The organism is Rhodococcus sp. Leaf278, from assembly GCF_001426085.1.
In the GTDB taxonomy this organism is placed as follows: domain Bacteria; phylum Actinomycetota; class Actinomycetes; order Mycobacteriales; family Mycobacteriaceae; genus Rhodococcoides.
The window spans coordinates 56343-68622 of record NZ_LMRR01000006.1 but is presented as its reverse complement, the minus strand read 5'-3'; the positions used below and the strand labels follow the sequence as shown (position 1 = coordinate 68622).

Sequence of the window (12280 nt, the reverse complement as noted above, 5' to 3'; positions counted from 1 at the left end):
CGGGCCGACCTCGACCGACTCCGAACCTGCCGTGAGCTTGCAGTATCGACTATCTCGGACCGTCGGCGAGCGGTTCGCTGACCGGAATTACGCCACCACCGCTCACACACCTAGTCCGCAGGTGCGTGACGGCGTCTGTGCAGATCGCGAACGGTGTCGACGAACTCGGCGACCGGCCCGTCCACCACGATCCCGGGCACGATCTGCTCGATCGATGCCGGCGTGATGGCCAGCGGTGCCGCTCCGAATTCGTTCAGCCAGGTGAGCAACTGGGCGGTCGAGGTGGCGTACACGATGCGTCCGAGCCCGACGATCCCGTGGCTTGCTGCGCACATCACACAGTGTTCGCCGGAGGTGTAGACCGTCGACGACCGGCGTTCATCAGGAGCCAAGTTGGTGGCCGCCCATCGCGAGAGAGCGATCTCGGGGTGTTGCGTGGGATCGTGTCGGTCACCGACCCGGTTTCTGTCCTCGGCCAGCACTTCTCCGCTGCTCGACACCAGTACCGACCCGAACGGATCGTTGCCCGTATCAGCTGCCTCCGCCGCCAGATCCACGGCACGCGAGAGGAAAGTGCGGTCACTCGGGGAGATGCTCACAGCGCGCCAGCGCGAGCGTCGACCGTCGAATTGCTCACCGTTCGACCGTACCGCTCGGCCGTCCATCGGATTCATCCCGGATGAGGCCGGGTTCACCTAGTCTCGGCACCATGACCGTTGATCGCGTTGCGGTATCCGGTGGTGACCTCGTCGTCGAAACACACACCGGTACCAGTGAGCCCATCGTCGTGGTGCACGGAGTGTCCAGCCAACGCAGGCTGTGGGGCTGGCTACGAGCGAAATCACCACACCTCACACTGGTCGCACCAGACCTGCGCGGCAGAGGCGACAGCGTCGACGTCACGGGACAGTCGTCGTTAGCTCAGCACGCAGACGACCTGGACGCCGTCATGGACGCCCTCGGGCTCGACGCTGCGCACGTGTGTGGAATGTCGATGGGCGGCTTCGTGTCGGTGGAGTTCGCAGCTCGGTACCCATCCAGAGTGAAGAGCCTGATACTCGTCGACGGGGGCGTTCCGGTAGCACCGCCCGCCGGTCTCACCCGAGAGTCGGTGGCAGCGGTGTTCGCAGACAGGATCGCGCGAACTCGGCAGCGCTTCGACGCCGTCGAGGACTACGTCGACTTCCTGGTGTCGACGTCGCTGCCGCTACTGGACCGCGACAACCCACTCCTGCGTGCGTACGCCGAACACGACCTGGTGGACGGGTCGGTGCGGCTGTCGTCCGATGCTGTGGTCGCCGATGCCGAGGACGTGTTCTTCGGCGTTTCACGGTTCCGAGAACTGACGATGCCGATACGACTTCTGCACGCGCAGTGGAGCGTTGGAGCGAACTCGGCACCGATGTACTCGCCCGAGGATATCGAGAGGCACGCACTGACATCGACAACACCGATGATGGCACTCGACCATGCGGGCACGATCATGACTTCAGTGGGTGCCGCCGCTGTGGGAGCAAGAATCGACGAGGCACTGCGAAACGGGTGATCGAGCACGTGCCTCGGCGGAGGTGTACTCCGGCTCCTCGAGCGCAGTGAGAAGCACACAACCGCAGTCCGCAAGTCCGAAATGGAGCGGGCCGAGACCTCCGCATGTCCATTTCGTCAGCTGTGTCGTGGGTCTCGTGCGGCCACACTTACCCACGGCGAACGTCGCCCTACCTCGTCGAACATGGTCAGGAGAAAATCATGAGCGGTGCCCGTGCGGTTCGGGACGCACCCAACAGCGGGGTGCGGCTTCGATTCATCGACACCGCCGATCAGCGAATGCCGGTTGCCATCATGGAGTGGCAGCATCACGCTCCACCTCTCGCCGATCTGGTCGCACTGTTCGCCGATCTCGGGTTGAGTGTGGCAAACCACGAATCGGTGCACTCGGGTGACACCGACACCGACACCGACACCGACGCCGCTCCGGTTCACAGATTCGGGTTCATCGCTCATGAAAGTCATTGGTCTGCAGCAACTCCGAACCTGCTGCGAGATGCTTTCGAGGCCGCTGCGTCGGGCTACCTCGAGGTGGACGGTTTCACTCGTCTCATCGCATCGGCGTCCATCCCGTTCGTCGACGCCGTTCTGGTTCGCGCCGCAGCCCGCTATCTGGCGCAGGTCGGGTTGGAACTGTCCGAACCTACCGTGGTCTCGATCCTGCTGCGCCACAGAGAATTTGTTCGCGGCTTCTGCGCGCTCTTTCATGCACGATTCGATCCCGACCTGACCGAACGCGACCGCCGTATCGCTGCAGCCGAGAAAGTTCTCGACACCGCGATCGAGCGCACCTCGACACTGGACGAGGATCGCTTGTTGCGCGGACTGCAGTCATTTCTCTCGGCTGTGTTGCGCACCAACTGGTTTCGACACGATCGGACGGTCGGTGCCCCGTCCGCAGCGTTCAAGATCGACCCGGCACGACTGTCCCTGGCTGCGGCTGTCACTCCGTATCGCGAAATTTTCGTGCACTCGCCCATCGTCGAGGGAAGTCACGTTCGGAGCGGTGCGATATCTCGCGGGGGCCTGCGTCATTCGGACCGACACGACGACTTCCGTACCGAAGTACTCGACCTGATGAAAACACAACACGTCAAGAATTCACCGATCGTGCCGATGGGCGCGAAGGGCGCTTTCGTGGTTCGATCGGAGGCAACGCCAGAGGGCGTCCGCACTGCATACACCGGTTTCATAGAGGCTTTGCTCGACGTCACCGACAACGTCGTCGACGGCGCGGTGGTCCATCCGACCCGGACGGTGATTCGTGACGGCGACGATCCGTATCTGGTCGTCGCCGCGGACAAGGGAACTGCCCGATTCTCCGATCTCGCCAACAGCATTGCACTGCGCCGAGGATTCTGGCTCGGGGATGCGTTCGCATCGGGTGGCTCGGCGGGGTACGACCACAAGGCCATGGGAATCACCGCCCGTGGGGGGTGGGTGTCGGTACGACGCCATTTCGCCGAGAAAAGGGTCGATGTCGATACCGATGCATTCACCGTCGTCGGTATCGGAGACATGTCCGGTGATGTGTTCGGCAACGGCATGCTTCTGAGCCACGCCATCCGACTCGTCGGCGCGTTCGATCACCGACACATCTTCCTCGATCCGAACCCCGACCCCGAGGTGTCGTACCGCGAACGGGAGCGACTCGCGTCGATCCCAGGAAGCAGCTGGGCAGCGTACGACTCGAGCGCACTGTCCTCGGGCGGCGCGGTGTGGCCTCGGTCGGTCAAGTCCATCGAACTGTCACCGCAGATGCGAGAACGACTCGGAATCGACGTCAGCGCACTCTCCCCCAATGCACTCGTGAAGGCATTGCTCACCGCACCGGTGGATCTGCTGTGGAACGGAGGAATCGGCACCTACGTCAAGGCCTCCAGCGAGAGCCACTCCGACTCGGCCGATCCTGCCAACGATTCCGTTCGCGTGGATGCGTCCGCGCTGCGTTCTCGGGTGGTCGGCGAGGGCGGCAATCTCGGCCTCACGCAGCGTGCTCGCATCGAGTTCGCCCTCGCCGGGGGTTGCGTCAACGCCGACTTCATCGACAACGCCACGGGAGTCGCAACCTCCGATCGAGAGGTGAATCTGAAAATCGCGGTGGATGCGGCCGTCGCGGACGGCACGCTGTCCGTCGACGAGCGAAACAGAGCACTGTCCCGAGTGCAGGACGAGGTCGCCCAGTCGGTGCTGGCCGACACCGCGTCTCAGACCCTCGCGATCAGCCTCGCCGAGGCCCACGCCCCGTTTCTGCTCGGTCGCCACGAACGGCTGATCGACAACCTCGAACGCGACGCGGGAATCAGTCGAGTCGCCGCGGTCCTCCCCTCACCCACCGAGTTGCGGGCGCGACACCGCTCGGGGCAAGGATTGGTTCGGCCCGAGATCGCGGTGTTGTTGGCGCAATCGAAGAACCTGGTGGCCAGCGAACTGCTCGACTCTCCCCTGCTGGAAGACCCGGTGTTCGACGGGGTACTTGCCGAATATTTTCCAGAATCGATCCGCGTCCTGGTACCCCACCACATCCGCAGGCACCCGCTGGCGCGGGAGATCGTGGCGGTCGTCGTGACCGGACACATGATCGATCGCATCGGGCCCGGCATGATTCACCGGCTCGAGGAGAGGCTGGGAGTGGGCACGGCCGAGATCGCGGTCGCGTACGCCGTGGTGCGCCAGGTTTTCGACATCGACCACATGTGGGACGTCGTTTCCGATCTACCAGGAATCTCGCAGAACACCAGGCTCGCACTGCACTTCGGCATCCAGGACCTGATCGAGCGAACCACGTCGTGGCTGTTGCGACATCGCGACGAAGAATCGACGCCGCTCGAGACGATCGAACGCTTCACCGCACCTGTACGCGAACTTCGAGCCGGGTTACCGCCTCTGACCGGGGATCTCACCGTCGACCGAGGCACACTGCGCATTCTTTCCGAGGCATTCGCTGTGGCGACCACGGCTCGGTCCGTCGCTCGACCGGTCACCGACGTCGCGGACACTCATCTCGAATTCGGCCGGGTCGTGGGCCTGGACCGATTGGTGGAACGGTCCACCGTCGCCTCCGGCGGAGCCGATTACTGGGACGCGATGGCGGGCACCGTTCTGGTCGACGCGCTTCGAGAGCACTGGCACGAGATGACCGAACAGGTCCTGCGCGATGCGGCGCACACCGAATCCGCCACCGACGCCGTGGCCGCGTGGCAGTCTGAGCACACCATGTCCGCCGAACGCTTGGCCCAGATGATCGGTGAACTCCACAGCGTCGAAGAGCCGAGTAATTCGCAAGTCTGCGTGGTGAGCGCGGAGCTCTCGCTCGCCCTGTCTCGGTGCCGATGATCCGCAGGAGCGGAGCCTGCGGAGTGACCATTCGAGCAGGAGCGGAGCCTGCGGAGTGACCGATTTGCGCAATACCCCTAACTTTTCACTGAAACTAAGGAGCTGTGCCCATGCGCTTGGTCGTCGGATATCTCGCCACCCCCAGCGGTAAGGACGGTCTTACCCTCGGGGTGCAGCTCGCCCGGAGCCTGGGTGCTCAGCTCGACATCTGCATGGTTCTACCGCCGGACCGGACCGTTGCGTCGAGAGTCCCCGCGGAAACCGGCTACGAGGACGTCCTGGTCACACGAGCGCAGGGCTGGCTCGACGAGGCGAAATCGTTGGTGCCGTCCGACATCGAGGTCGCCGTGCATGCGAGTTTCAACGATTCGTTCGCCCAGGGACTGCTCGACGAGGTGGCTCGGCTGGGAGCCTCGGCCATCGTGGTGGGTGCGTCCGGAGACGGCCTGCTCGGACGGCATTCCGTCGGCTCGGTCTCGACCGAACTGCTCCATTCGGCGCACGTGCCGCTTGCCCTCGCGCCGCGCGGCACCCGGCACTCGACGGCCGTCGACATTCGTCAGGTGACCTGCGCACTCGGGACCAGGACGGGAGCGGACGTTCTGTTGCGAACCGCAGTACGAACCTGCGAAAGGATGCACACTCCGCTACGGCTGGTGTCCCTGGTTGCGCTCGATCCCCGCAACGATCTTCGCGATGCCCGCGACAGCTATGACAGCGCGCGTGAACGTGCCCTCGCGCACACACGCGCGCTGATGGACGAAGCGAAATCCACCTTGCCTGAGGACTTTCCGCTTTCGGTGACCATCGCGGACGGATCGTCGGTCGAGTCTGCGGTGCGGACACTCGACTGGCAGGACGGCGACCTGGTGATGGTCGGCTCGAGCCGCCTCGCTCAACCCCGCAGACTCTTCCTCGGATCGACGGCAGCGAAGATGCTTCGCGTCCTGCCCGTCCCCATGGTGGTAGTCCCCAAGCAGGAGTTCGAATCATGAATCCGTCGACGGAAGGCTCGAATATGGAGAACGCAAGCGGGCCCTCGACCGCTGCCGGTGGGGTCAGCGCCAAGGGGCTGGCAACCGGCACCGTCGGCACCTTCTCAGGTGCTGTGCTCGGAATCTCCTCTGTGGCACCGGGTTACACCCTGACCGCAAGCATCGGTCTGATCGTCGCTGCCGTAGGCCTGAAGATGCCGGCGATCCTGATCGCGGGTTTCGTTCCGATGTTCCTCACCGCGTACGCCTACCGCGAGCTCAACTCCGAGTCGCCCGACTGCGGCGCGTCGTTCACGTGGTCGACCAAGGCATTCGGACCCTACGTCGGGTGGATGTGTGGGTGGGGCATGGTGATTGCGACGATCATCGTGTTGTCCAACCTTGCGGCCATCGCTGTGCAATTCTTCTATCTGTTCATAGCGAAGTTGTTCGACACACCGTCGATCGCCGATCTACCCGGCAACAAGTTCGTCAACGTCGCTACGACGTTGGTGTTCATCGCTGCGGCCACCTGGATCGCCAGCAGAGGCATCACCACGAGCGAGAAACTGCAGATCGTCACGGTGGGCTTTCAGATGGTCCTTCTCGTCATCTTCGCCGTCGTCGCGCTGATTCATGTCGGTGCAGGCGACGCCCCGGGCGGACTGACATTCGACCTGGATTGGTTCAACCCGTTCACGGGTGTGGCGGTCGGCGCGTTCGTGATCGGACTCACCGGGTCGATTTTCGCATTCTGGGGTTGGGATACGTGCCTGACTCTCGGCGAGGAATCGAAGAACCCGAAGACGACGCCCGGCCGCGCCGGGTTGCTTTGCGTAGCAACCATTCTGCTCACGTATTTACTCGTCGCAGTGGCCGCCATGATGTACGCGGGAGTAGGCGAGGACGGCCTCGGCCTGGGCAACCCGGACAACGCCGAGAACGTCTTCGGCTCTCTGGCCGACCCAGTCCTCGGTAAATGGGGCGGGATGCTGCTGTTCCTGGCAGTTCTGGTGTCCTCGCTGGCGAGCCTGCAGACCACGTTCCTGCCGGCCGCTCGAACGATGCTGGCGATGGGTTCCTACGGCGCGTTCCCCAAGAAGTTCGCCGAGGTGTCACCTCGCTTCCTGGTTCCCTCCTTCGCGACCGTCGTCGCGGGGGTCGTCACCGCAGGGTTCTACACAGTGGTCACATTTCTGTCCGAGCGCACGCTGATCGATACCATTGCCGCGCTCGGCATCATGATCTGCTGGTACTACGGCATCACCGCGTTTGCCTGCATCTGGTACTTCCGGGGACGGCTGTTCGACAGCGTGCGCAATACCGTCTTCCGTTTCCTGTTTCCACTTCTCGGTGGCCTCATGCTGCTCGCCGTTTTCGTCGTATCGCTCGGCGAAAGCATGAATCCCGAGAACGCCAGCGGAGCGTCGATCGGCGGCATCGGACTCGTGTTCTTCCTCGGCTTCGGCATCCTCGTCTTCGGCGCTGTACTGATGATCGTCATGAGGTTCCGTAGTCCCGCATTCTTCGAGGGCCGAACACTGGACCGGAACACCTCCGCGTTGCGAGACGAGAGCGATTTGGCGGACAGGTAGTCGAGCGTCACGGACTTCGTTGCGAGTCGACTCTGCAACGCCGTGGTGACCACGTCGACGATGTCGTCGTTACCGACTGGAGGTCGGTGGTCACCACGGCCCGGGCGGAGAGGATGACACCGTCACAGGGTCGTCGTCCACGCCCGGAGCTGCGGGATCGCTCGGCTGAGGACGAGATGGGACCTATGTCGAAGTTTTACTTGCTGTACGGCCAGTAAGTGGTTACGGTGTGATCGACAACACTAATTCGAGCTTCTCGACCGTGTTGTCCCGAGCTGATGAAAGAGCCGAATCGGTGTCCACGTCCGCGCGAACCGTGCCTGCGCGCACACACGACACCGTCCACGCTTCGATGCACACCACCGTCCGACGAATGCTCCAGCAAAGGCGAAGATGAACACTGACAAATCGGAACCACCACTGAGCACCGCTCCGGCCGAGGCAACGACCGCGCCCATCAACCACCGCCGCCAGTTGTTCGGTGGGATACTGGGTCACGGAATCGAGTTCTTCGATTTCCTTGCCTACGCCTATCTAGCGGTCTACTTTTCCACCTCCTTCTTCCCGGAGTCGGATTCGCGGTTGCTGCCTTTGCTGCAGACATTCGGCGTGTTCGCCATCGGGTTCTTGGCCAGACCGGTCGCCGGTCTGGTGATCGGATTGTTCGCCGACCGCTTCGGCCGGCGTCGGGCGATGACCCTGACCATCTCGATGATGGCCGGCGGGAGCGTGATGATCGCTCTCAGTCCCACCTACGAACAGGTAGGAATTCTGGCTCCGGTCATTCTGGTCACAGCCCGGCTACTGCAGGGACTGAGCGCGGGCGGCGAGTACACCAGCGCCTCGGCCTTCATCGTCGAGTCTGCACCCAAGAACCGACGAGGGTTCTACTCCAGCTTCATGTTCGTCGCGTCCACCTCCGGCAAACTCTTCGCCTTGGGTTTCATCACTCTGCTCGTCACCGTTCTGGGAACGGAGACCATGACCGAGTGGGGATGGAGAATCCCATTCGCAGTGGGTGGACTGGGTGCCGTTGTCGCGTGGTGGATTCGGCGCACCACCGTCGAGACGTTGGACGTATCCTCCGAAAAGCAGAAATCCTCGCGGCCGCGACCATTCGATGCAATCCGGGCATATCCGAAACAGACTCTTCAGATCTTCTTCCTGACAACAGGTTTGGCGGTCGGACAATATTTCTGGGCGACCTATTTGACCGCCTATTTCGAGATCAAGAACGGTGCAGCGTCGTCGACGGCCTTGGTGGCCGGTATGATCTCGCTGGTCTTCTACCTCGCAATTCAGCCACTCGCGGGGCTGTTGTCCGACAGGATCGGCCGCAAACCCAGTCTGTACATCTACGGCATTTCCTCGATCGTGCTGACCATTCCGCTCTTGTCCATCGAGGGAACCAGCTTGGCAGTCCTGATACTCGTGCAAGCCACAGGAATGTTGATGCTCAGCTTTGCCACCTCCATCGGATCGGCAGTGATGGTCGAAATGTTCCCCGCTCGCGTGCGCGTCACCGGACTCGGATTCCCCTATTCACTGTCGATCGCTTTGTTCGGCGGTACGGTGCCCCTGATCGCTACCGCGCTCGAAGATGCCGGTCACTCCAACTACTTCGCGTGGTACGTCGTCGCCACCGCAGCAGTCAGTCTCGTCGCGGCATTCACACTGCGAGAGAGCCGCGATGTCGATATCGAGTCCGATGACCTGAGAGATACGCGAGCGGTGAACGTCGACCAGTAGCAACTGTCACCTCGACCCGCCTCCACCTCACGGTGAAGGCGGGTCGCCTGTTGTCTGCATCGGCGGGTGCCGATGCGCAATCGTTCAGCGCCATGGTCGTTCAGCGCCACAGTCGTTCAGCGTCACAGTGGGATTTCACTCAGCGGAGACATGCGAAAGGCCCGGGCCGGCAAGTGCCGACCCGGGCCTTCGGTGTTCCGGGCTTCGATCTACCGGTCGGTCCACCGTGCTGGACGCTTCTCCAGGAATGCCGCGATACCTTCGTGCCGGTCGGGGGACGACAAAGCCGGTTCTGCGATCGTGAATTGAGCATCGAACGCATCGGCTTCGGTCGCCCACGAATTCGAACGCCGCACAATCTCTTTGGTCGCCCGCACCGCACTCGGCCCGTTCGCCGCGATCGTGCGCGCCAGCACCATCGCGTCGTTCAGCGCTTTCCCAGGTTCGGCGACCGAACCGACCACTCCCCACTGGTGCATCTGCGACGCCGAGATCTTCTCGCCGGTCAGCGCCATTTCCATCGCTCGGTGGTACGGAATCCGCACGGGCATCCGTATCAGCCCCCCGCCCACTGCGACGAGGTTTCGACGCACTTCCGGCAAGCCGAAAACGGCGTCGTCGGCCGCCACGATGAGATCGCACGCGAGAGCGAGTTCCAGTCCGCCGGCCAGGGCATAGCCCTCGACCGCAGCGATCACGGGCTTCGCGATCGATGTTCGGGTGAAGTGGTTCTGCGCTTGCTGTCGCGAGGTGTACATCGGCTCACCGTCTTTGGCGGCCTTGAGGTCGCGTCCGGAACAGAACGATCCGCCGGCCCCGGTGAGGATCACGACCAGAACGGACGGGTCGGTGTCACACCTGCGCAGCGCCGCGTCGAGTTCCGTACGCAACTGCAGATTCAACGCATTCTTTGCCTCGGGCCGATTCAATGTCACCACTGCGACATCGCCGTCCACTCGGCTCAGTACTACTTCGTTCGTCACGATCGCGCCCCTCCTGGTCGGTGGTCGGGTGTGCGCGTGTGCATGCCGTCGGATGCATTCACAGCGCGAAGGAGTATCCGCCATTGACGGGAATCGTCTGACCGGTGACCCACGACGATGCGTCGGAGGCGAGCATGAGGACCATGTTCGCCGCGTCGTCCACCTCGCCTGGACGACGAATGATGTAGCGGCTCATCATTTTCTTCACCGCAGCCTCGTTCTCCATGCCCTTCTCCGTTCGTGGCGTTCGGGTTGCGGCGAGAGAAACACAATTTGCGGTGATGCCGAACCTTCCGAGGCTCGCGGCCAGAGAGCGAGTGAAGCCTGCGGTACCGGCTTTACCGGCGGCGTACGTTTCCCTGCCCGGCTCCCCGAAACGAGCCGCATCGGAAATCATGTTCACGATTCGGCCGTACCCGTGTTCGATCATCGCCGGAGCCACCGCGTGGCACACGTTGAGCGGCCCGTACAGGTTGGTTCCCAGATAGCCATGCCATTCGGTGGGCGTCTGCTCCCAGAACGGACGAGTCATCTCGTCGGTCGGATTGGGACCCGCGTTGCCCGCATTGTTGACGAGGATGTCGATGCTGCCGAACATCTGAAGTGACTGTGCAACTGCGTCGTTGACCGACTCCAGGTCCGACACGTCACCGGCGATCGCCAGTGCTTTCGCACCCGCCGCCTCGATCTCGGCTGCAACGGCCTCGGCACGGTCGAGCCGGTAGTCGTTGATCACAACAGCTCCGGCCCCGTGCTCCGCGAAATGCAGGGCTATCCGGCGGCCGACGCCCTGCCCTGCGCCGGTGACGAATGCGGTACGGCCCTTCAAAGCCAAAAGATCAGACATGCCAACTCCTTGTTTGCTGTACGGTCAGCAAGTATCTTAGATGGCGTAGGTCACAGATGTACAGAGGCGATCGTCTCGCACAGGAAAGGTTCTGCCATGGATTTCGAGCCGAACGAAGAGCAGCGCCAATTGCTGCGCAGCATCAGAGGTTTCATGCAATCGGAGGTCGAACCTCTGATCGCCGAGCACGAGCGTGCCAAGACGTTCCCCCATGACTTGTTGCCGCGCCTGACCGAGTTCGGTTACCTCGGTGGCTGGTTGCCGGAAAGCTTCGGAGGCATGGGAATCGACCACATCACCTGGGCGATGATGATGGAGGAACTCGGGTACACGTGGCCCTCGCTGCGCACCATGGTCAACATCACGAATGCACCGATGGAAAAACTCGCTCGAAGCGGTTCCGACGAACTCAAGGCTCGATATCTGACACCGTTGTTGGCCGGAGAGGCGAAAATCTTCAACGGACTCACCGAGCCGGATGTCGGTTCGGACGTGTCGAGTGTTCGCTTTCGCGCCGACCTCGACGGAGACCATTGGGTCCTGAGCGGCACCAAGATGTGGATCACCGGAGGGGCCTTCGCAGACTGGGGAACCGTGGTCGCCCGCACATTCAGCCCGACGTCCGACGGTGCCCTGTCGATGTTCCTGGTCGACAGAAGAGAATCGGCGTTCGAGGTCAGAGCGATCGACACCATGGTGTTGCGCTCGACAGGAACGGCCGAGCTGACCTTCGACAAGGTGCGGATTCCTCGCGGGAACCTCATCGGCACCGAAGGTGACGCGCTCCGATCCACTTTGGCCGGGCTTGCCGGGGCCCGTATCAACATTGCCATGGGTGCCGTCGGTGCCGCGCAGAAGGCGTACGACCTGTCGGTCGAATATGTCAAGGGCCGCAAACAATTCGGAAAGAGCATCGCATCGTTTCAGCTGGTGCAACAACACATCGTGCAGATGCGAATGAAAATCGACGCGGCCCGTTCGCTGTCCTACATGGCAGCAGCCGCGATGGACAACGGAAGGCCTGCGACACTCGAAGCGTCGCTGGCCAAGCTGTATGCGAGCGAAGTGGCCCACGAGGTGGCCAGCGCCGCAATGCAGGTGCACGGGGCGATCGGCTATTCCACCGAGTACCCGATCGAGCGCATCTTTCGGGACACCCGAGGAAGCAGCATTCCGGAAGGCACCACCGAAATTCAGACACTCATTGCCGGTCGAGAAATCCTCGGCGTCTCGGCTATTCGTTGAAGGACG

Annotated in this window: 9 protein-coding genes; 6 read left to right on the top strand and 3 right to left on the bottom strand. The window is 62.6% G+C overall.

Going from position 1 to position 12280, the window contains the following annotated elements; all coding sequences use genetic code 11:
* Positions 1-110 precede the first annotated feature (110 nt).
* Positions 111-599 carry a nucleoside deaminase gene (locus ASG84_RS07915; RefSeq protein ID WP_057476543.1) on the bottom strand — a complete coding sequence of 163 codons (489 nt, stop codon included), beginning with the start codon at positions 597-599 and terminating at the stop codon, positions 111-113.
* A 110-nt stretch (positions 600-709) separates the two neighbouring features.
* Here ASG84_RS07915 and ASG84_RS07910 point away from each other — a divergent pair, with 110 nt between their 5' ends.
* The 5 genes from ASG84_RS07910 (at position 710) to ASG84_RS07890 (ending at position 9199) form a co-directional block, all read left to right on the top strand.
* Positions 710-1546 carry an alpha/beta fold hydrolase gene (locus ASG84_RS07910; protein WP_057476458.1) on the top strand — a complete coding sequence of 279 codons (837 nt, stop codon included), beginning with the start codon at positions 710-712 and terminating at the stop codon, positions 1544-1546.
* Positions 1547-1746: 200 nt separating this feature from the next.
* Complete coding sequence (locus tag ASG84_RS07905) at positions 1747-4881, top strand: NAD-glutamate dehydrogenase domain-containing protein (RefSeq protein WP_057476457.1); 3135 nt, start codon at positions 1747-1749, stop codon at positions 4879-4881.
* Positions 4882-4991: 110 nt separating this feature from the next.
* Complete coding sequence (locus ASG84_RS07900; protein ID WP_057476456.1) at positions 4992-5876, top strand: universal stress protein; 885 nt, start codon at positions 4992-4994, stop codon at positions 5874-5876.
* Between the two features lie 23 nt (positions 5877-5899).
* Positions 5900-7450: an APC family permease gene (locus tag ASG84_RS07895; RefSeq protein WP_057476542.1), complete on the top strand. Its 1551-nt coding sequence runs from the start codon at positions 5900-5902 to the stop codon at positions 7448-7450.
* A 393-nt stretch (positions 7451-7843) separates the two neighbouring features.
* Positions 7844-9199: an MFS transporter gene (locus ASG84_RS07890; protein WP_057476455.1), complete on the top strand. Its 1356-nt coding sequence runs from the start codon at positions 7844-7846 to the stop codon at positions 9197-9199.
* A 209-nt stretch (positions 9200-9408) separates the two neighbouring features.
* On the opposite strand, the gene ASG84_RS07885 is transcribed toward ASG84_RS07890, so the two are convergent.
* Positions 9409-10182, bottom strand: a complete 774-nt coding sequence (locus tag ASG84_RS07885; protein ID WP_057476454.1) for a crotonase/enoyl-CoA hydratase family protein — start codon at positions 10180-10182, stop codon at positions 9409-9411.
* A 58-nt stretch (positions 10183-10240) separates the two neighbouring features.
* The gene (locus ASG84_RS07880) at positions 10241-11029 is read right to left on the bottom strand and encodes an SDR family NAD(P)-dependent oxidoreductase (RefSeq protein ID WP_057476453.1); all 789 of its coding nucleotides are present in this window, start codon (positions 11027-11029) and stop codon (positions 10241-10243) included.
* Between the two features lie 96 nt (positions 11030-11125).
* On the opposite strand from ASG84_RS07880, the gene ASG84_RS07875 reads away from it, so the two are divergent.
* Complete coding sequence (locus ASG84_RS07875) at positions 11126-12274, top strand: acyl-CoA dehydrogenase family protein (protein ID WP_057476452.1); 1149 nt, start codon at positions 11126-11128, stop codon at positions 12272-12274.
* Positions 12275-12280 lie beyond the last annotated feature (6 nt).

Excerpts from the sequence above, each read along its gene's own strand:
- ASG84_RS07895 (WP_057476542.1), top strand. The coding sequence starts at position 5,900 with ATGGAGAACGCAAGCGGGCCCTCGACCGCTGCCGGTGGGGTCAGCGCC.
- ASG84_RS07875 (WP_057476452.1), top strand. The coding sequence starts at position 11,126 with ATGGATTTCGAGCCGAACGAAGAGCAGCGCCAATTGCTGCGCAGCATC.
- ASG84_RS07905 (WP_057476457.1), top strand. The coding sequence starts at position 1,747 with ATGAGCGGTGCCCGTGCGGTTCGGGACGCACCCAACAGCGGGGTGCGG.
- ASG84_RS07880 (WP_057476453.1), bottom strand. The coding sequence starts at position 11,029 with ATGTCTGATCTTTTGGCTTTGAAGGGCCGTACCGCATTCGTCACCGGC.
- ASG84_RS07910 (WP_057476458.1), top strand. The coding sequence starts at position 710 with ATGACCGTTGATCGCGTTGCGGTATCCGGTGGTGACCTCGTCGTCGAA.
- ASG84_RS07900 (WP_057476456.1), top strand. The coding sequence starts at position 4,992 with ATGCGCTTGGTCGTCGGATATCTCGCCACCCCCAGCGGTAAGGACGGT.
- ASG84_RS07890 (WP_057476455.1), top strand. The coding sequence starts at position 7,844 with ATGAACACTGACAAATCGGAACCACCACTGAGCACCGCTCCGGCCGAG.